This is a genomic window from Pantoea sp. Ep11b, from assembly GCF_040783975.1.
In the GTDB taxonomy this organism is placed as follows: Bacteria; Pseudomonadota; Gammaproteobacteria; order Enterobacterales; family Enterobacteriaceae; genus Pantoea.
Genome location: NZ_CP160631.1, coordinates 1116685 through 1134940 on the forward strand (window position 1 = coordinate 1116685; position 18256 = coordinate 1134940).

The 18256-nt window shown below is 57.9% G+C and carries 20 protein-coding genes; 9 read left to right on the plus strand and 11 right to left on the minus strand.

From position 1 onward, the window contains the following. The first annotated feature begins 109 nt into the window (after nucleotides 1-109). Genes AB1748_RS05115 through AB1748_RS05125 form a run of 3 tightly spaced genes read left to right on the plus strand, consistent with a single transcriptional unit; the run spans nucleotide 110 to nucleotide 3107 of the window. Nucleotides 110-1366, plus strand: a complete 1257-nt coding sequence (locus tag AB1748_RS05115) for a four-carbon acid sugar kinase family protein (protein ID WP_111140851.1) — start codon at nucleotides 110-112, stop codon at nucleotides 1364-1366. Then, the gene (locus tag AB1748_RS05120) at nucleotides 1359-2339 is read left to right on the plus strand and encodes a D-threonate 4-phosphate dehydrogenase (protein ID WP_111140852.1); all 981 of its coding nucleotides are present in this window, start codon (nucleotides 1359-1361) and stop codon (nucleotides 2337-2339) included. Before AB1748_RS05115 ends, AB1748_RS05120 begins: the two co-directional genes overlap by 8 nt. A 6-nt stretch (nucleotides 2340-2345) precedes the next feature. Then, nucleotides 2346-3107, plus strand: a complete 762-nt coding sequence (locus AB1748_RS05125) for a DeoR/GlpR family DNA-binding transcription regulator (protein ID WP_367396086.1) — start codon at nucleotides 2346-2348, stop codon at nucleotides 3105-3107. 46 nt (nucleotides 3108-3153) lie between these two features. On the opposite strand, the gene speD is transcribed toward AB1748_RS05125, so the two are convergent. The 3 genes from speD to AB1748_RS05140 form a co-directional block, all read right to left on the minus strand. Continuing rightward, nucleotides 3154-3963, minus strand: a complete 810-nt coding sequence (gene speD, locus AB1748_RS05130) for an adenosylmethionine decarboxylase (protein WP_111140854.1) — start codon at nucleotides 3961-3963, stop codon at nucleotides 3154-3156. A gap of 28 nt (nucleotides 3964-3991) precedes the next feature. Then, nucleotides 3992-4855 carry a polyamine aminopropyltransferase gene (gene speE, locus AB1748_RS05135; protein ID WP_367396087.1) on the minus strand — a complete coding sequence of 288 codons (864 nt, stop codon included), beginning with the start codon at nucleotides 4853-4855 and terminating at the stop codon, nucleotides 3992-3994. 102 nt (nucleotides 4856-4957) lie between these two features. Next, entirely contained in the window at nucleotides 4958-5305 is a 348-nt protein-coding gene (locus AB1748_RS05140) for a YacC family pilotin-like protein (RefSeq protein WP_111140856.1), read from the minus strand. A gap of 182 nt (nucleotides 5306-5487) precedes the next feature. On the opposite strand from AB1748_RS05140, the gene cueO reads away from it, so the two are divergent. After that, nucleotides 5488-7098 carry a multicopper oxidase CueO gene (gene cueO / locus AB1748_RS05145; protein ID WP_111140857.1) on the plus strand — a complete coding sequence of 537 codons (1611 nt, stop codon included), beginning with the start codon at nucleotides 5488-5490 and terminating at the stop codon, nucleotides 7096-7098. Here cueO and AB1748_RS05150 read toward each other — a convergent pair whose 3' ends face one another. Continuing rightward, on the minus strand, nucleotides 7099-8382 hold the full coding sequence (locus AB1748_RS05150; RefSeq protein WP_111140858.1) for a cystathionine gamma-synthase family protein: 1284 nt from the start codon (nucleotides 8380-8382) through the stop codon (nucleotides 7099-7101). A 234-nt stretch (nucleotides 8383-8616) separates the two neighbouring features. Between AB1748_RS05150 and hpt the strand changes: the two genes are divergently transcribed. Further along, a complete protein-coding gene (hpt, locus tag AB1748_RS05155) occupies nucleotides 8617-9153 on the plus strand; it encodes a hypoxanthine phosphoribosyltransferase (protein ID WP_367396088.1) in 537 nt (178 codons plus the stop codon). 82 nt (nucleotides 9154-9235) lie between these two features. On the opposite strand, the gene can is transcribed toward hpt, so the two are convergent. Further along, on the minus strand, nucleotides 9236-9892 hold the full coding sequence (gene can, locus AB1748_RS05160) for a carbonate dehydratase (RefSeq protein WP_111140860.1): 657 nt from the start codon (nucleotides 9890-9892) through the stop codon (nucleotides 9236-9238). Nucleotides 9893-10000: 108 nt separating this feature from the next. Between can and AB1748_RS05165 the strand changes: the two genes are divergently transcribed. From AB1748_RS05165 to AB1748_RS05180, 4 genes are all read left to right on the plus strand, one after another. Further along, a complete protein-coding gene (locus AB1748_RS05165) occupies nucleotides 10001-10930 on the plus strand; it encodes an ABC transporter ATP-binding protein (RefSeq protein WP_111140290.1) in 930 nt (309 codons plus the stop codon). Beyond that, on the plus strand, nucleotides 10927-11697 hold the full coding sequence (locus AB1748_RS05170) for an ABC transporter permease (RefSeq protein ID WP_111140289.1): 771 nt from the start codon (nucleotides 10927-10929) through the stop codon (nucleotides 11695-11697). Before AB1748_RS05165 ends, AB1748_RS05170 begins: the two co-directional genes overlap by 4 nt. A gap of 11 nt (nucleotides 11698-11708) precedes the next feature. Further along, nucleotides 11709-11879 (plus strand): hypothetical protein, encoded by a 171-nt coding sequence (locus AB1748_RS05175; RefSeq protein WP_367396089.1) that lies wholly within the window; start codon nucleotides 11709-11711, stop codon nucleotides 11877-11879. Between the two features lie 239 nt (nucleotides 11880-12118). Further along, the gene (locus AB1748_RS05180) at nucleotides 12119-13132 is read left to right on the plus strand and encodes an acyltransferase family protein (RefSeq protein ID WP_367396090.1); all 1014 of its coding nucleotides are present in this window, start codon (nucleotides 12119-12121) and stop codon (nucleotides 13130-13132) included. Nucleotides 13133-13181: 49 nt separating this feature from the next. Here the strand turns inward: AB1748_RS05180 and panD are convergent, their stop codons facing one another. From panD to gluQRS, 6 genes are all read right to left on the minus strand, one after another. After that, a complete protein-coding gene (gene panD / locus AB1748_RS05185) occupies nucleotides 13182-13562 on the minus strand; it encodes an aspartate 1-decarboxylase (RefSeq protein WP_111140287.1) in 381 nt (126 codons plus the stop codon). Nucleotides 13563-13609: 47 nt separating this feature from the next. Continuing rightward, entirely contained in the window at nucleotides 13610-14464 is an 855-nt protein-coding gene (panC, locus tag AB1748_RS05190) for a pantoate--beta-alanine ligase (protein WP_293774833.1), read from the minus strand. A gap of 15 nt (nucleotides 14465-14479) precedes the next feature. Then, a complete protein-coding gene (gene panB, locus AB1748_RS05195) occupies nucleotides 14480-15274 on the minus strand; it encodes a 3-methyl-2-oxobutanoate hydroxymethyltransferase (protein WP_111140285.1) in 795 nt (264 codons plus the stop codon). Between the two features lie 83 nt (nucleotides 15275-15357). Then, nucleotides 15358-15843, minus strand: coding sequence for a 2-amino-4-hydroxy-6-hydroxymethyldihydropteridine diphosphokinase (gene folK, locus AB1748_RS05200; protein ID WP_367396091.1), 486 nt, complete (start codon nucleotides 15841-15843; stop codon nucleotides 15358-15360). Beyond that, entirely contained in the window at nucleotides 15840-17258 is a 1419-nt protein-coding gene (pcnB, locus tag AB1748_RS05205) for a polynucleotide adenylyltransferase PcnB (protein WP_293774913.1), read from the minus strand. The genes folK and pcnB overlap by 4 nt, the downstream gene beginning before the upstream one ends. A gap of 38 nt (nucleotides 17259-17296) precedes the next feature. Next, nucleotides 17297-18223, minus strand: a complete 927-nt coding sequence (gene gluQRS / locus AB1748_RS05210) for a tRNA glutamyl-Q(34) synthetase GluQRS (protein WP_111140282.1) — start codon at nucleotides 18221-18223, stop codon at nucleotides 17297-17299. Between the last annotated feature and the right edge of the window lie 33 nt (nucleotides 18224-18256).

Genomic DNA, 18256 nt, shown 5'->3' on the forward strand with positions numbered 1-18256 from the left:
GCTAAATTTATAAGGCATATCGATTTCGATTAATTTGAACTTGCTCACATATAATCAATCATGATTGATTATAATCAAATGCAGCCACAGTGGCCTGACAGGAGTGAGGATGGACGCATCAATGTGGAAAACAGCGGTGCTGGTTATTGCCGATGACTTTACCGGTGCTAACGATGCAGGCAGCGGACTGGCCCAGGCGGGTGCCCGCGTGCAGGTGCTGTTTGGCCTGGGGACGTCGGTGCCGGATGCGGCGGATGTGCTGGTGATCAGCACCGACAGCCGGGCCGTCAGTGCCGGGCAGGCGGCTGAGCGCGTCACGCAGGTGGTGCAGCACCATGCGGCTCAGTTTCAGACGGGCTGGCTGTTTAAAAAGATCGACTCCACGCTGCGCGGCAACGTCGGGGCAGAAACGGCGGCGGCGCTGCGCGCCAGCGGCAAAACCCTGGCGCTGGTGGCTCCGGCCGTGCCGCGCCTGGGCCGCACTACGCGGCAGGGCAGCGTGTGGGTCGATCAGCGTCTGCTGACGCAGACCGAATTTGCCAGCGATCCCAAAACCCCGATCCAGAGCGCCCGCGTCCTCGATCAGATGCAGATCGAGGGCGCGGAGATCGATCTCGCCACGCTGCGCAGCGATCGGCTCGATGCCGTACTGGCCGCGGCGCAGGGCGTGGTGGTGGTGGATGCCGAAAATGAGGCCGATCTGGCGCGGCTGATCGCGGCGGCGGCGCAACTGCGCGAGAAGCCGCTGCTGGTCGGGGCCGCCGGATTAAGCGATGCGCTGGGCGCTGCACTTTCGCTTCGCCCGGCCCGGCCGGTGCTGGCGGTGGTGGGGTCGATGAGCGACAGCGCCCAGCAGCAGATCGCCGCCCTGCAGCAGCAGCGGACCGTTGAGATCGTGGAGGTGGACATCGCCGAGCTGTTTCAGCAGCCCGCCTGGCCGGAACGGGCGCACTGGATCGCGCAGGCGGCCGACGCACTGCGGGCCGGTCGCCATACGGTGATCCGCACCTGCCAGCATCGCGATCAGCGCCACGCGATCGATGCGCTCTGCCAGCAGCACAGCCTGACGCGTCAGCAACTGGGCGAGGCGATCTGCCGCTTACTGGGTGAGATGACCTTAAGTCTCTGCCGCGCCGCGCTGCCGCATGCGCTCTATCTGTCAGGCGGCGACGTGGCAATTGCTGTCGCACAGGCGCTGGGAGCCAGCGGCTTCAACATTCAGGGTCTGGTGGCGGGCTGTGTGCCGCACGGGGTTCTGCTTAACAGTGAATTTACTCTGCCGGTGATGACCAAAGCGGGTGGCTTTGGTGATGCAAATACGCTGGTAGCAGCCATTGGTTTTATTGAGGAGAAGTCGAGTGAATAAAATTATTGCGATCACCATGGGCGATCCGGCGGGCATCAGTCCGGAAATCATTATCAAATCACTCTCTGAAGGTGAGCTGAATGGCATTCCTGCCGTGGTGATTGGCTGTGCCAGCACGCTGCGCCGCATTATGGCGATGAACATCACGCCTCAGGCCGAATTACGGGTGCTGGATCGGGTGCAGGATGCACGCTTCGCACCGGGCATTATCAACGTCATCGATGAACCGCTGGCTGATCCCGCCGCCCTGAAACCTGGCGTAGTACAGAAAGAGGCGGGAGATCTGGCGTGGCGCTGCGTGAAGCGGGCCACCGAACTGGCGCTGGCGGGTGAGGTTCACGCCATTGCCACCGCACCGCTGAACAAAGAGGCGATGCATGCCGCCGGACATCTCTATCCCGGACATACCGAATTGCTGGCGCACCTGACCGACACCCGAGATTACGCGATGGTGCTCTACACCGATAAGCTGAAAGTTATTCATGTCACGACCCACATCGCGCTGCGCAAATTCCTCGATACGCTGAACCAGACGCGCATCAAAACGGTGATTGGCATGGCGGATACCTTCCTGCGCCGTGTCGGTTACAGCGCCCCGCGCATCGCGGTCGCGGGGGTGAATCCTCACGCCGGGGAAAACGGGCTGTTTGGCGATGAGGAGATCACCACGGTCGCGCCCGCGATTCAGGCGATGAAAGCGCAGGGCGTGGACGTTTACGGCCCCTGCCCGCCGGACACGGTGTTCCTGCAGTGCCAGGAGGGGCTGTATGACATGGTGGTGGCGATGTACCACGATCAGGGGCACATTCCGCTTAAGCTGCTGGGCTTCTATGATGGCGTCAATATCACCGCAGGCCTGCCCTTTATCCGCACCTCTGCGGACCACGGCACGGCGTTTGATATCGCCTGGACAGGTAAAGCGAAGTCTGACAGCATGGCGATCTCGATTAAACTCGCGATGCAGCTCGCTTAGGGAACTATGAACGGACAGAGCCGTCTTGACCAGATTATGGATTATCTGAAAAGCCATAATCTGGTGACTGTTGAGCAACTGGTCAGTGCCATCTCCGCCTCACCCGCCACGATTCGGCGCGATCTCATTAAGCTGGATAAAGAGGGCGTGATTAGCCGCAGTCATGGCGGCGTCACGCTGAATCGTTTTATTCCCGCTCAGCCCACCACGCTGGAGAAGATGCAGCGTAATCTGGCTGAAAAACAGGCGATCGCGACCTGCGCCGCCAGTTTCGTGCGGGCAGGGGATGCCGTTGTACTGGATGCGGGGACGACCATGCTGGAGCTGGCGCGACAGCTTACTCATCTGCCGCTGCGGGTGATCACTGCGGATCTGCACATTGCGCTGTTTCTGTCTGAGTTCAGGCAGATTGAAGTCACCATTATTGGCGGCCGGATCGACGATTCCAGTCAGTCCTGTGTAGGTGAGCATGGCCGCCGGTTGCTGCGCAGTATCTATCCCGATATCGCCTTTGTCAGCTGTAACTCCTGGAGCCTGGAGCGCGGGATTACCACGCCCACCGAGGAGAAAGCGGGGCTGAAACACGATCTGCTGGCCAATGCGGCCCGGCGGGTCTTGCTGGCGGACAGCAGCAAATATGGCTCCTGGTCGCTGTTCTGCGTGTCACCGGTGGACGATCTGACCGATGTTGTGACCGACCCCCGGTTAGATGAGACGGTCTGCCAGACGCTGCGCGAACGCGGGATTACGCTGACACTGAGCTCCTGATAAACAGCACGCGCAGGTTACAGACGGTAACGCTGCGCGCCTGCTATTACAGGGTCTTCAGCCCCACGGAGGGGATGTTTCTGCCGTAATAGATCTCACGCATCTCTTTCCACAGCAGGTCGGTAATGCGCTTATGCTCCTGCGGCGTAAGATCTTCCGGGCGGGTGTTAAACAGATAGTGTTTGAGGTCGAACTCTTTCAGCAACATCTTGGTATGAAAGATGTTTTCCTGGTAAACGTTCACATCCACCATGTCATACATCGCTTTCATATCCTCTGACATGAAGTTCTGAATCGAGTTGATCTCGTGATCGATAAAGTGCTTCATCCCCTTCACGTCGCGGGTGAAACCGCGCACCCGGTAATCGACGGTGACGATATCGGACTCCAGCTGATGGATCAGGTAGTTCAGCGCCTTAAGCGGTGAGATCACGCCACAGGTCGAGACTTCAATGTCTGCGCGGAAGGTGCACAGTCCGCCTTCCGGATGGCTTTCCGGGTAGGTGTGAACGCAGATGTGACTTTTATCGAGATGGGCCACGACCGAGTTGGGCAGTGGGCCAGGATGCTCCGAGTTGTCGATATCCCGGGGATCGATAGGCTCTTCGCTGACCAGGATCGTGACGCTGGCACCCTGCGGCTCATAATCCTGGCGTGCGATGTTCAGAACGTTAGCGCCGATGATGGAGCAGGTCTCCGTCAGGATTTCCGTCAGACGGTTAGCGTTATATTGTTCATCGATATAGGCGATGTAACCATCGCGTTCAGCTTCAGTATTCGCATAGCAGATATCGTAAATACAAAAACTCAGGCTTTTTGTCAGGTTGTTGAAGCCATGTAGTTTTAGCTTTTGCAATTTCGTTCACCTCCTTAGAGATGCACTATCAGCACGCGGCAGATAACGCATCCAACAGATATTGCGGCAGAGCAAAGCTGCCGGTATGGATCGCTGGCGTATAGTAGCGGCAGCGCAGGCCAGCGTGTGCAAAGCGCGCCTGCAGCGTGGCGATATCAGGCTGGCGCAGCGCCGGGTTATCACTCGCCCAGGCAAAGGTCATGATACCGCCATAATAGGTCGGGATCGCCGCCTGATAGAAGCTGACATCCGCAAAGTAGTGACCCAGTTTACGATGACTGTTCACGGCTTCATCCTGCTGCAGGAAGCAGACGCCATTCTGCGCCACGAAGATGCCATTTTCATTAAGCGCCGCTTTGCAACCCGCATAAAATTCCGAGGTGAACAGGCTCTCGCCCGGCCCAATCGGGTCGGTGCAGTCAGAGATGATCACATCGAACTTCTCCTGCGTCTGATTAACGAAATTGACCCCGTCATCAATCACCAGCGTAAAGCGCGGATCGTCATAGGCACCGGCGCTGTGGTTCGGCAGATACTGGCGGCAGAAGGTCACCACGCCCGCGTCGATCTCGACCATAGTGATCTTTTCGACTCCGGGATGACGCGAGACTTCTCGCAGCATGGCGCCGTCGCCGCCGCCGATGATCAGCACATGCTTCGCCGCGCCATGAGCCAGCAGCGGAACGTGGGTCATCATCTCATGATAGATAAATTCGTCGCGTTCGGTGGTCTGCACGACGCCATCCAGCGCCATGACCCGGCCCATTGCCGCATTTTCGAAAATGATTAAATCCTGATGCGCAGTCTTCTCACGGTACAGCTCTTTATCCACCGTGAAATACTGGCCAAAACCGGCATGAAGGGTTTCATACCACGTCTCATTGTGGGCCATAGTGCTCTCCTCTGATGACATCGCCATGAAGATGGGCGGCACATGATAGCTAACAGTGACCGTGGTTGCACGGTCAATGTCCGGCTGCAGAGGGCGGGCGTGTTACCTGACGTAGGCCAGCAGGCTCAGTGAGTCCCGGGCCAGAGACTTGCACTTTTTGTCGTTGGTAATGGCGATGCCGCTGAGATCGCGATAGCTCTCTTCGCCCAGCGCCTTCATGTTGTAGTTGCTGTAGTTACTTAAATCCCAGCGGTTCTGCTGAGCGAAAAAGACCAGTGCTTTGCGGATCTGCGCGTCCGGGAGATCCTGGTAGCCGCAGTCATTCTTCAGATAGACGAAAACCGCCGTCAGATCGGCCAGATCTTCCGCTTCGGATTCGCTCAGGGCAAAGCTGGTGGAGGAGAAGCCAAGAAGTCCCGTCAACAGCAGGACCTTGATGCTTTGCTTCATAGTCATTCTCTTCAAGGGATATTGCTCATGACGTTAGCACAGTTGCTGTCAGGTTTTCGATTAATTTGCCGCGGCAGACCGGGTTGGCGCCCTTTTTTTCGTCAGATTCACACGGTGAGACTTGACCTTCCCATTAGGTCAGGGTTTAGGCTATCTGTTCCGATGCCACAAGGATGACTCCCATGCAACGTCGCCACTTCCTGAAACTCACCGCCGCACTGAGTGCAGCCGGAGCTTTACCGCTCTGGAGCCGTTCGCTGATGGCGGCCAGCCGCCCGCTGTTACCGATCCCCTCGCTGCTGGAACCCGATGCCCGCGGCAGCTACAGCCTGACGGCGATGCAGGGCACGACCCAATGGAATGGCAAAGCGGTGCCGACCTGGGGCTACAACGGCAGCCTGCTGGGGCCGGTGCTGAAGCTGCAGAGTGGCAAACCGGTAACGGTGAACATTCACAACCGGCTGCGTGAAGCGACGACGCTGCACTGGCACGGTCTGGAAATTCCGGGCGCAGTGGATGGCGGCCCGCAGGCGATAATTGCACCGGGTGGCTCACGGCAGGTCTCCTTTACCCCCGATCAGCCTGCGGCAACCTGCTGGTATCACCCGCATCTGCATGGCAAAACCGGGCATCAGGTGGCTCAGGGGCTGGCGGGCCTGATTCTGCTGGAGGACAAAGAGAGCGGCACGCTGCGGCTGCCCTCGCAGTGGGGCGTGGACGATGTGCCGCTGATCTTTCAGGATAAGCAGCTCACCCGGGAGGGTGACCGAATCGACTATCAGCTCGACGTGATGCGCGCCGCAGTTGGCTGGTTCGGCGACATGATGCTGACCAACGGCGTGCAGTATCCGCAGCATGCGGTGCCGCGCGGCTGGCTCAGGCTGCGCCTGCTCAACGGCTGTAACGCCCGTTCCCTGCAGATCGCCGCCAGCGATCGCCGTCCTCTCTATGTGATTGCCAGCGACGGCGGCCTGCTGGCCGAGCCGGTAAAGCTTGACGCGCTGCCGATGCTGCCGGGCGAACGCTTTGAGGTGATGATCGATACCTCGGACGGGCAGGCCTTCGACCTGGTGACGCTGCCCACAGAGCAGATGGGCATGACGCTGCCGCCGTTTGATCAGCCGCTGCCGCTGGTGCAGATCCTGCCGCTGCGGGTGATGGCGAGCGCCACGCTGCCGGATCGGCTGGCGACGCTGCCCGCGCTGCCGTCCACCGATGGCCTGACCACGCGCTGGCTGCAGCTGATGATGGACCCGCAGCTGGACCAGCAGGGTATGCAGGCGCTGATGCAGCGCTACGGTGAGAAAGCGATGGGCAAGGGCGGGCACGGGCATCACGCGATGCCGCAGAAGCAGGCGAAAGCCGCAGAGGAGCCGATGCCGGCGATGGATCACGGGGATCACAGCATGCATGACATGCCGGGTATGGCGCAGCCCGCCGGATACGATTTCCGCAACGGCAATAAGATCAACGGCAAAGCCTTCGATATGACCAAACCCTCGTTCGCCGTGAAGCTGGGTGAGAGTGAGAAGTGGACGATTTCAGGCGAAGGCGACGCGATGCTGCATCCGTTCCACATTCACGGCACGCAGTTCCGCATCCTCTCCGAGAACGGGAAACCGCCCGCCGCGCACCGGCAGGGCTGGAAAGATATGGTCAACGTGGACGGCGGGCGCAGCGAAGTGCTGGTTCGCTTCAACTATGTCGCCGCCGCCGAACACGCCTACATGGCCCACTGCCATCTGCTGGAGCATGAAGACACCGGCATGATGCTGGGCTTTACCGTGAGCTGATTACGCCTGTTCCAGCGCCAGCTTCACATCCTCGATCAGGTCGCTGGCGTTCTCGATGCCAATCGACAGCCGCACTGTGGCATCCGTGATGCCAATGCGCTGGCGCGCCGCCTGCGGCACACCGGAGTGAGTGGTGCTGCCAGGGTGGCTGGCCAGGGACTCCGTACCGCCCAGGCTGACCGCCTGTTTAAACAGCGTCAGGGCATTGAGAAAACGGAACGCAGCGGGCTGACCGCCGTTGATATCAAACGAGAAGGTTGAACCGGCGCCGCTGCACTGCTCACGCCAGGTTTTTCCTTCGGCGCTTTCCGCATCCAGATAGGGCAGCCAGTGCAGCTTCGCCACCTTCGGGTGATCGCGCAGAAACGCCGCGACCGCCTCCGCATTGTGAAAGGCTTTCTCCATCCGCAGCGACAGGGTTTCCAGTGAGCGGCTGAGCATCCAGCTGGAGTGGGGATCGAGCTGGGTGCCGATGGCGCTGCGCAGTGCACGCACTTTTGCCATCAGCGTTTTGCTGCCCATCGCCGCACCGGCAATCAGGTCAGAGTGGCCGCCCACATACTTTGTCAGCGAGTAGAGCGACAGATCCGCGCCCAGCGTCAGCGGCTGCTGGAACAGCGGACCGAGCAGGGTGTTATCGCAGGCGATAACGGGACGCGAACCCTGCCGCTGCTCAATTTCATCGGCAATCCGCGCGATCAGGCGGATATTGACCAGGCTGTTAGTCGGGTTCGCCGGGGTTTCAATCAGGATCACCGCCACCCGGCCCCGGCTTATGGCCTGCTGCGCCGCCTCACGCACCTTCCCCTCATCGTTACCGTCGCTGAAGCCGACCGCTTTAATATCCAGGTTGTGCAGCGTTTTGCTAATCAGGGTTTCGGTGCCGCCATAGAGCGGCTGGGAGTGCAGGATCACCTCACCCGGCCGGGCAAACGCCAGCAGGGTGGTGGAGATCGCGGCCATACCGGATGAGAAGAGCGAACAGCTCTCAGCCTGCTCATAGACCGCCAGACGATCTTCAACGATCTCGCTGTTGGGGTGGTTAAAGCGGGAGTAGACCAGGCCACCCGATTTACCCTCCGGCGGTTCACGACGCCCGGAGACGTAATCAAAAAAATCCCGCCCCTCTTCGGCGCTGTTGAAAACAAAAGTCGAGGTCAGAAAGACCGGCGGCTTCACTGCGCCCTCGGAAAGACGCGGATCATAGCCATAATTCAGCATCTGAGTTTCCGGGTGCAGCGGTCTGTCGCCGATATGCGTTTTTTTGTCTGAAGATGAAGTCATTGTGATCTCCGGCCAGCGGGACGAGTAGGGTAACAATCAGTCGGAAGAAGGCTACCACGCAGCGAAACATGCCGCTAAATGCCGGAATGTTCTAAGGTCATGCGCATTCCTGCCAGACGCGCAAAACGGGCGAGAATTTTTTTAACGTAATCGTTTGCTTCGGGCGTCGCCGCGCCGACGCGGCGGCGTCTGTGGTAGACTTCGGGGCTTTCTGACGTAACCGGGCTGAACGCAATGAAACACACTGTTGAAGTGATGATCCCTGAACAGGCAATCGCCACGCGCATCGCTGAACTGGGCAAAGAGATTAACGACCACTACCGCGACAGCGGCAGCGACATGGTGCTGGTGGGGCTGCTGCGCGGCTCCTTTATGTTCATGGCGGATCTCTGCCGCGCCATCGACGTGCCGCATGAGGTCGATTTTATGACTGCTTCCAGTTACGGCAGCGGCATGTCCAGCTCACGCGATGTGAAAATCCTGAAAGATCTGGATGAAGACATTCGTGGCAAAGATGTGCTTATCGTCGAAGATATCATCGACTCCGGCAACACCCTGAGCAAAGTGCGTGAGATCCTGAAGCTGCGTCAGCCAAAGTCACTGGCGATCTGTACCCTGCTGGATAAGCCAGAGCGCCGTGAAGTTGAGGTCAATGTCGAGTATGTCGGCTTTGCCATTCCCGACGAGTTCGTGGTCGGCTTCGGTATCGACTATGCACAGCACTATCGCCACCTGCCTTACATCGGCAAAGTGGTCCCGCTGGAATCCTGACAGGGCCTTAACCGCACATTCTTCCAAGGCCTGCAGCCGTTGCCTGGTGTAGGCTATGTCGCGCTTTTATGCCGCGATCGACTCAGGCGTCGCTGTTCATCTGCAGGTTAGCCATGCCGTGACGGTAACGCTGTTCGAGGATCTCCCGGCTGTTGGCCGTGACATCAAGGTTACGCAGACAGCCATCCTGAATACCGTATACCCAGCCGTGCAGGGAGACAGACTGTCCGCGTTTCCAGGCCGACTGGAGCACGGTTGAGTGCCCCAGGTTGTAGACTTGTTCAATAACGTTGATTTCGCACAGTTTGTCCAGGCGCTTATCCGGCGGGAGTTCCCCCAGCAACACGCTATGCTTGTACCAGAGGTCGCGGATGTGCAGCAGCCAGTTGTCGATTAACCCCAGCTCCGGGTTATCCATCGCCGCCTGCACGCCACCGCAGCCGTAGTGGCCGCACACAATAACGTGTTCCACTTCCAGCACTTCGATGGCGTATTGCACCACCGAGAGACAGTTCAGATCGGTGTGGATCACCAGGTTGGCCACGTTGCGGTGAACAAAAAGTTCGCCCGGCTCCAGTCCGGTCAGACGTTCGGCGGGAACGCGGCTGTCTGAGCAGCCAATCCACAGGAAGCGCGGTTTTTGTGCCTGGGCGAGCCGCTCAAAAAAGCCGGGATCTTCTTCAATCAGTAATTTTGACCATTCACGGTTGTTACTGATCAGGGTGTTGATATCTGTCATGGCGTTGAGCGACCGGTTACTGCGCAGAGTGCGCGCGCGTACTATAGGCCAGGGCCTGATAAATTTAAACGGCATTGTAATGCCATCAAAACAGGGTATGGATGCAGAATGACATATGCACTGGAACTTTCCGGGCTGACCAAGACCTATGCCGGCGGCGTACAGGCGCTGAAGGGCATCGATCTTAACGTCGAAGCCGGTGATTTTTATGCGCTGCTGGGGCCAAACGGTGCCGGTAAATCGACCACCATCGGGATTATCAGTTCGCTGGTGAACAAATCCGGCGGCAGCGTGCGGGTGTTTGGCTACGATCTGGAAAAAGATGTGGTCAACGCCAAACGCCAGCTTGGCCTGGTGCCCCAGGAGTTTAACTTCAACCCGTTTGAGACGGTGATGCAGATCGTCGTCAATCAGGCGGGCTACTACGGCGTCGAGCGTCGTGAGGCCAACCAGCGGGCGGAAAAATACCTGAAGCAGCTCGATCTGTGGGGCAAACGCGGTGAACGTGCGCGGATGCTCTCCGGCGGGATGAAACGCCGCCTGATGATCGCCCGTGCGCTGATGCATGAGCCGAAGGTGCTGATTCTGGATGAGCCGACGGCCGGGGTCGATATCGAACTGCGGCGTTCCATGTGGGTCTTCCTGAAAGATCTCAACGCCAAAGGCACGACGATTATCCTCACCACCCACTATCTGGAAGAGGCGGAGATGCTCTGCCGCAATATCGGCATCATCCAGAGCGGCGAGCTGGTGGAGAACACCTCCATGAAAGCGCTGCTCTCCAAGCTTAAATCAGAAACTTTTATCCTCGATCTGGCTCCGCGCAGTCCGCTGCCGACGCTGGAAGGATTCCAGTATCGTCTGACCGATACCTCCACGCTGGAAGTGGAAGTGCTGCGGGAGCAGGGGCTGAACAGCGTCTTCAGCCAGCTCAGCGCGCAGGGCGTGCAGGTATTGAGTATGCGCAACAAAGCTAACCGTCTGGAAGAGCTGTTTGTGGGTCTGACGACGCAGGGAAAAACAGGAGTTAAAGCATGACACATCTCTACTGGGTGGCGCTGAAAAGCATCTGGGCCAAAGAGGTTAACCGTTTTGCCCGCATCTGGATCCAGACGCTGGTGCCGCCGGTCATCACCATGACGCTCTATTTCATCATCTTTGGCAACCTGATCGGGTCGCGCATCGGTGAGATGCACGGCTTCAGCTATATGCAGTTCATCGTGCCGGGACTGATCATGATGGCGGTCATCACCAATGCCTATGCTAACGTGGCATCGTCGTTCTTCAGCGCCAAATTCCAGCGCAATATTGAAGAGCTGCTGGTCGCGCCGGTTCCCACTCACATCATCATCGCGGGCTATGTCGGTGGCGGCGTGGCGCGGGGTGTCTGCGTGGGGATTCTGGTCACGGCAATCTCGCTGTTCTTTGTGCCGTTCCATGTTCACTCCTGGGCGATGGTGGCGGTGACTCTGCTGCTGACCGCCATTCTGTTCTCTCTGGCAGGGCTGCTGAATGCCGTCTTTGCGCGCACCTTCGACGATATCAGCCTGATCCCGACCTTTGTGCTGACCCCGCTGACCTATCTGGGCGGTGTTTTCTACTCGCTGAGCCTGCTGCCCCCGATCTGGCAGGCTATCTCGAAGCTCAACCCGATCGTTTATATGATTAGCGGGTTCCGTTACGGCTTTCTCGGCATTAATGATGTGCCGCTGGCCTTTACCCTCTCGGTACTGGTGGCCTTTATTGTGGTCTTTTACGGGCTGGTCTATGCACTGATTCAGCGCGGTCGCGGATTACGCACCTGACGACAAAGAAAATGAAAAAGCCACGCAGCAATAAGCGCGTGGCTTTTTTTTTGTCTGTTAAAGCAGCAATCGTTGCGGTTGCGACTGGTCTTAAAAAAGAGCTCCGCGCCAGGGCCATCTGTTTATTTTTTCCTCTGCAGTCGCGTGCTGCCTCGCTTTGCTGCCCGCTGGCAATGAAATAACCCTAAGTTTTATCTGATATTACAAAGGGGGATATCGCTATCTTAATGATTCTCAAATGATAAATATTTTTTAAGATTAGCCCTAATGTCAGGCTGTTGTTTATTTTTAGTTGAGTTATCAGAATACGACGCGAATAAGCTTATTCCTCCGCTCAGGGAAAAAGAGTGGGACCGGGGTGTTTTCAATAATAAAAATGGCTTGCGAATCACGGCCAGTTTTTAATCAAAGGCAGGATAAGATGAATCGTATAACGTGGATCGATAATCTGCGGGGATTGAGTATTCTCGCAATCATTTTTTTGCACAGTACTATCGCCGTACATAATAACGCCGGACATTTTACCGCCTTCAGCAGCCTCTTAAATGAGATGCTGGCGCCGGTCAGACTGGGACTGATGTTCTTTGTGTCAGGGTTATTTGTCGATGCGGGATTAAAAAAAGGTCTGGGTCCTTTTTTTAATAATAAAGTGCGCAGTATTCTCTATCCATTTGTGGTCTGGGTTGCGGTTTATGGCGGGTTAAAAATCCTGTTCAGCTCCATGGCAAATACCCCGCAATCGCCGATGAATATTATTCTCTCGCACCTCACCGGTGGCGGTGATATGACCTGGTTCCTGCATTCGCTGTTTATCTTCTTTATTGTGATTATCTTCGCGCGTCATCTGCCGTTTCTGCTGGTATTTGCCATCTGTATGGCACTGAGCTGGGCGCTGCCGGCGATTGATTCTGATGGTGTGTTTGCCAGCTTCGATAATACTCATATCAACAAATCGCTCTATCTGTTTGTTTTCTTCTATCTTGGTGATTATGTAGTGAGAAAGCAGGTCGATATTGCGGAAAAAGTTCAGCACGGCCCGACGCTGCTTATTTCGCTGGTCAGTTTTGTCGTGCTCTCCTGTCTGAATATCTTTGTACTGGATCGTCACGCCCAGGCGTTACTCTCACCGCTGGCGCTGCTGTCGGTGCCGCTGTTTGTCTGGATTGCGCTGAAGCTGAAGTCGGAACTGGTCTACTACATTGGCGTGAATTCGATTGTCTTTTACCTGTCGCATTATCTGGCGATTCAGTTCTTCAGTAAGATTGTGAAATTTGAAAGCCCGTCAGCCTGGGTGAACGATGTGAAGTTTATTTCGGCGTTTCTGGTGGCGCTGGCGTTACCGTGGACGTTGTGTCTGATGAGAAAACGTGGCTGGTTTAATTTCCTCTTTACGATGAAGAAATCATCGAAGCCGATGACAAGCAAGGCGGCTTAATCCGTCGCCATGAAAAAGGCCGGCCGTTTAACGGGCCGGCCTTTTTTTATCAGGCGATCTGCACTGGCACTGCTTTTGCCAGACGCTTCATCTGATTATCACCTTCGAAGTAGGCGACTTTGGGCTGCCACTGACGCGCTTCGGCATCGTCGACCTGCACGTAAGAGCAGATAATTAAAATATCGCCTTCACAGGCGCAGCGGGCGGCGGCGCCGTTGACCGAGATAATTTTAGAGCCGCGTTCAGCCGCGATAGCGTAGGTAGAAAAACGCTGACCGTTGGTGACGTTATAAATATCAATCGCTTCATATTGCAGAATGCCGGAAGCGTCCAGGAAATCCTGATCGATAGCGCAGGAACCTTCATAGTTGAGGTCCGCCTGTGTCACCTTGACGCGATGCAATTTGCCTTGCAGAACTGTGCGAATCATAGCCAGAAACCTTGTCAGAGAAAGAAAATAACCTGTCGCGGGGGGAATTACTGCGTCAGGTCAACGATTTGATTATCGATCAGGCGAGCGTTGCCCAGCCAGGCGGCCATCAGCACCACCGCGCGCTGGCTGTCCACCGTCAGGGGTTGCAGCGTGTCCGCATCGCAGATCGCCAGGCCATCCGGACGCAAGCCCTGCGCCAGCAGCGCGTCACTGGCCGCCTCAACGATCTCTTCAATGTGACGCTCGCCGTTCTCCAGCCGCGTCGCCATCTGTTTCATCACCTGGCTCAGCACCGGCGCCAGCCTGCGCTCTTCGGCCGTCAGGTAGCCGTTGCGTGAACTCAGCGCCAGGCCATCCTTCGCCCGCACGGTTGGCACGCCAACAATCTCAATGTCGAAGCCCATATCGGCCACCATCTTACGAATGATAGCCAGCTGCTGAAAATCCTTTTCGCCGAAACAGGCAATATCGGGCTGGACCAGATTAAAGAGTTTGCTGACGATGGTGGCGACGCCGCGGAAATGGCCGGGACGGCTGGCCCCTTCCAGCAGGGAAGAGAGCACCGGCACCTCAACGAAGGTCTGATTCTGTGCGCCCTGCGGATAGACTTCGGCAGGCGAGGGGGCAAAGACCACGTCTACCTGATGACGGTTCAGCTTTTCGCAATCCTCCTGCAGCGTGCGCGGGTAGCGCGCCAGATCGTCGGCACGATCGAACTGCATCGGGTTCACAAAGATCGAGACGATGACGATGTCGCCACGCGCGCGCGCTTCATCCACCAGCGTCAGATGCCCTTCATGCAGATTACCCATAGTGGGCACCAGCGCAATGCGTTTACCCTGCTGACGCCAGCGACGGACTTCCTGGCGCAGCATCAGCAGCGTTTCAATGATCAACACGATGACTCTCCCGGATTACTGGAAACTGTGCTCTGCCGCCGGATAGGTTCCGGCCTCGACATCGGCGATATAGCGGCGAATGGCGGCGCGCACGTCGCCGGTCTCCGCCAGGAAATTTTTAGCAAACTTAGGGATATGGCCGCCGGTCACGCCCAGCGCGTCATGCATCACCAGAATCTGCCCGTCAGTGACGTTACCGGCGCCGATGCCGATCACCGGAATGGTGAGCGCGTCGGTAATGCGCTGCGCCACGGAGACCGGAACGCACTCCAGCACCATCAGCTGCGCGCCTGCGGCTTCCAGCGCCAGTGCATCCGCCAGCAGCTGCTCGGCGCCCGCGTCGTCGCGGCCCTGCACTTTATAGCCGCCAAAGATATTCACAGACTGAGGGGTCAGGCCGAGATGGCCGCACACCGGCACCGCCCGCTCGGTCAGCATCTGCACGCTTTCCGCCAGCCAGCTGCCGCCTTCCAGCTTCACCATGTTGGCCCCGGCCCGCATCAGCTGTGCGGCGCTGTTGAAGGTCTGCTCTGGCGTGGCGTAACTCATGAACGGCAGATCGGCGAGCAGCAGGGCCTGCGGCGCGCCACGGCGAACCGCTGCGGTATGGTAAGCGATGTCGCTGACCGTCACCGGCAGGGTGGAATCATGCCCCTGTACCGTCATCCCTAACGAATCACCGACCAGCAGAACCTGAATGCCTTCCTCGGCAAACAGACGGGCAAAACTGAAATCGTAGGCGGTCAGCGTGGCAAACTTTTTACCGCTGGCCTTGGCCTGACGCAGATGGGAAATCGTGGTGGGCTTCATGGCGCTCTCAACTCAGGAATTCTGATGCGCGCAGTTTACTGGATAGCGTGAAAGAGCGGAATCACAGATGTGCGTTTGTCGCGTCAGCCGTGCCAAAGCACGATGCTGCGGGTATCAAGAGCGGTCAGAAAGGGGCGAAGCGGGCGGCCATCCGGCAGAGAGGCATCCGGTGCAATCGCCAGCAGCGGCACCAGCATAAAGGCGCGGTTCAGCAGGTCATAGTGCGGCACAGTCAGCCGCGGCGTGTTGATGTGCGCCTCGCCGAACAGCATCAGATCGATATCCAGCGTGCGCGGTCCCCAGCGTTCCGCTTTGCGTACCCGGCCATGCTTATGTTCGATGCGCTGGGTATGGTCCAGCAGCGCCTCTGCACTGAGATCGGTCTCCAGCGCCACGGCGGCGTTGAGAAAGTCGGGCTGATCGGGCGGGCCATAGGGCGGTGTGCGATAAAACGGAGAGGTCGCGATGCGCTGCGTCTGCGGCAGCGCATCGAGTGCGGTCAGCGCTGCATCAACCTGATGCAGCGGATCGGCGAGATTGCTGCCTAACGCGAGGTAAACCCGGGTCATGAGACGTTGTGGTTGTCGCGACGGGGGGCGGAAGAGCGGCGGCGCGGACGGCGCGAGCGGTTGCGTGGCACCGGATCGTCGCCCAGGTTATTTAGCATGTTCTTCTGCTGTGGCGGAGCCGCCACCTGGAACTCGCCCCACCACTGGCTCAGACGCAGCAGTTCCGGGTTATTCTCCACCTCTGCACGCAGCGCCAGCAGATCGTAAGCCGCGCGGAACTTCGGATGCTCCATCAGTTTCCAGGCACGTTTACCGTGACGACGCGACATGCGCAGCTGCAACAGCCAGATATCGCGGATCAGCGAGGTGATACGTTTCGGAATCGCCAGCGCGCGGCACGCTTCATCCAGCGTGTCGTTCATCGCCATCGCAAAGGCTTCGAAGTAGGTCAGGCCGCTCTCCTGCGCAATGCGTTCTGCCGCTTCGAGCTGCGGATACCAGAACATGGCAGCAAACAGGAACGCCGGGTTAACGCGCATCTCATTGTGAATGCGGTTATCGGTGTTTTTCAGCACCTGCGCCACCATCCGCTCCATATGGCTGTCGCTGTTTTCCGTGAAGTTGCGCGCCAGCGTCGGGAACAGCGGCTGGAACAGCTGATATTCACAGAGTTTGAGATAGGTGCTGTAGCCGTAACCCGCCTGCAGCAGTTTCAGGGACTCTTCAAACAGGCGTGCGGGCGGAATGTCACGCAGCAGCGAGGCCAGACGCGGAATCGGCTCAGCGGTTTCCGGCGCGATGCGCATATTGAGTTTGGCGGCAAAGCGCGCAACGCGCAGCATACGGACCGGATCTTCGCGATAGCGGGTTTCCGGATCGCCAATCAGACGGATAATGCCTGCTTCCAGATCGCTGATGCCGCCCACATAGTCGCGGACGGTGAAATCGGCCACACTGTAGTAGAGGCTGTTGATCGTCAGATCGCGGCGCTGGGCGTCATCTTCGATAGAGCCGAAAATGTTATCGCGCAGCAGCATACCGCTCTGGGCGCGCTGCGAACTGTTGCGATCCTCATCGGGCTCTTCCGCCTGATGGTGACCACGGAAGGTAGCGACTTCGATCACCTCCGGGCCGAACATGACGTGCGCCAGACGGAAACGGCGGCCTACCAGGCGACAGTTGCGGAACAGCTTGCGCATCTGCTCAGGCGTGGCATTGGTCGTGACGTCGAAATCCTTGGGTTTTTGCCCCAGTAGCAAATCGCGCACGCCACCGCCTACCAGATAGGCTTCATAACCGGCTTTATTCAGGCGATAGAGCACTTTGAGGGCATTTTCGCTGATGTCTTTACGTGAGATGGTATGGCTTTCACGAGGAATGATGGTCATAAGACGCTCTGGTTCAACCTCTGCTGGGGCTTCCTCTTCATCTCGCTTCAGGACTTTCCGGCAAAAATTAGCTACTCGGGTAAAAATGGGACACCTCGACAGTGGCAATAAGGGTGTAGGTAAAATCAGCGGCTAATCATAGCCTGTTGAGAACCGTTTGAGAATGCTGTTGTCTGTGCATCCGGTTTCAGGGCGTTCTCCTGCGGCATCAAAGCGATATTCCACTGTGCCACCGCATCAGACAGCAGTTTCTCCTGCGTTAAGTCCTGCCAGCCGCTGGAAACCGGCTGCCCGAGGAAGCGTAACGCTGCAACCAGCAGCGGTCGGGCATCGCCCTCCGGCAGGGCGGGAGCGTGATTCTGCTTCGATAACTTATTGCCATCGTGATTCAGCGCCAGTGGCAGATGCATCCAGTCGGGCACCGGCCAGCCAAATTGCTGATAGAGCGCAATCTGGCGTACCGTCGGCTCAATCAAATCTGCGCCGCGCACCACCTCAGTGATGCCCTGAAAGTGATCGTCGACGACAACCGCCAGGTTATAGGCAAACAGGCCATCCCGGCGGTGAATGATAAAATCTTCCTGCGCCAGCGCGGGCTCCGCCTCTATCCGACCGCGCAGGCGATCCTCAAAGGCCAGAACCGGCGTATGCTGGCGTAAACGCAGTGCGGCATTCTCCGGTCCGCGCTGCCGATCGCGACAGTAGCCATCATAGAAGCCACCCATCTGCTGGATGCGGCGTCGGGTACAGGTGCAGTAATAGCTCTGACGATGCGTCCGGAGCCAGTCCAGCGCCTCACGATAGGCCTCATGACGCTGAGACTGCCAGAGCACCTCACCATCCCACGTTAAGCCATAGTGTTCCAGCTGTTGCAGAATGCGGCTGGCGGCACCCGGTACCTCGCGGGGGGGATCGATATCTTCAATCCTTACCCGCCAGAGGCCATTCTGCGCGCGCGCACTCAGGTAACTGCCCAGCGCAGCAATCAGCGAGCCAAAGTGAAGTTCACCAGACGGAGAGGGGGCGAAACGGCCGATACAGGAGGATGACATAGGGGTCAGAAGTGACCACGCAGGGAACGAAAC

What these genes read in the sequence shown, in the direction of transcription:
- AB1748_RS05150 (WP_111140858.1), bottom strand. Translation starts at nt 8,382, where the DNA reads ATGACTTCATCTTCAGACAAAAAAACGCATATCGGCGACAGACCGCTG.
- AB1748_RS05115 (WP_111140851.1), top strand. Translation starts at nt 110, where the DNA reads ATGGACGCATCAATGTGGAAAACAGCGGTGCTGGTTATTGCCGATGAC.
- speE (WP_367396087.1), bottom strand. Translation starts at nt 4,855, where the DNA reads ATGGCCCACAATGAGACGTGGTATGAAACCCTTCATGCCGGTTTTGGC.
- AB1748_RS05175 (WP_367396089.1), top strand. Translation starts at nt 11,709, where the DNA reads ATGAAAAAGCCACGCAGCAATAAGCGCGTGGCTTTTTTTTTGTCTGTT.
- hpt (WP_367396088.1), top strand. Translation starts at nt 8,617, where the DNA reads ATGAAACACACTGTTGAAGTGATGATCCCTGAACAGGCAATCGCCACG.
- AB1748_RS05165 (WP_111140290.1), top strand. Translation starts at nt 10,001, where the DNA reads ATGACATATGCACTGGAACTTTCCGGGCTGACCAAGACCTATGCCGGC.
- cueO (WP_111140857.1), top strand. Translation starts at nt 5,488, where the DNA reads ATGCAACGTCGCCACTTCCTGAAACTCACCGCCGCACTGAGTGCAGCC.
- panB (WP_111140285.1), bottom strand. Translation starts at nt 15,274, where the DNA reads ATGAAGCCCACCACGATTTCCCATCTGCGTCAGGCCAAGGCCAGCGGT.
- AB1748_RS05140 (WP_111140856.1), bottom strand. Translation starts at nt 5,305, where the DNA reads ATGAAGCAAAGCATCAAGGTCCTGCTGTTGACGGGACTTCTTGGCTTC.
- can (WP_111140860.1), bottom strand. Translation starts at nt 9,892, where the DNA reads ATGACAGATATCAACACCCTGATCAGTAACAACCGTGAATGGTCAAAA.
- folK (WP_367396091.1), bottom strand. Translation starts at nt 15,843, where the DNA reads ATGACCCGGGTTTACCTCGCGTTAGGCAGCAATCTCGCCGATCCGCTG.
- panD (WP_111140287.1), bottom strand. Translation starts at nt 13,562, where the DNA reads ATGATTCGCACAGTTCTGCAAGGCAAATTGCATCGCGTCAAGGTGACA.
- AB1748_RS05170 (WP_111140289.1), top strand. Translation starts at nt 10,927, where the DNA reads ATGACACATCTCTACTGGGTGGCGCTGAAAAGCATCTGGGCCAAAGAG.
- AB1748_RS05125 (WP_367396086.1), top strand. Translation starts at nt 2,346, where the DNA reads ATGAACGGACAGAGCCGTCTTGACCAGATTATGGATTATCTGAAAAGC.
- AB1748_RS05180 (WP_367396090.1), top strand. Translation starts at nt 12,119, where the DNA reads ATGAATCGTATAACGTGGATCGATAATCTGCGGGGATTGAGTATTCTC.
- gluQRS (WP_111140282.1), bottom strand. Translation starts at nt 18,223, where the DNA reads ATGTCATCCTCCTGTATCGGCCGTTTCGCCCCCTCTCCGTCTGGTGAA.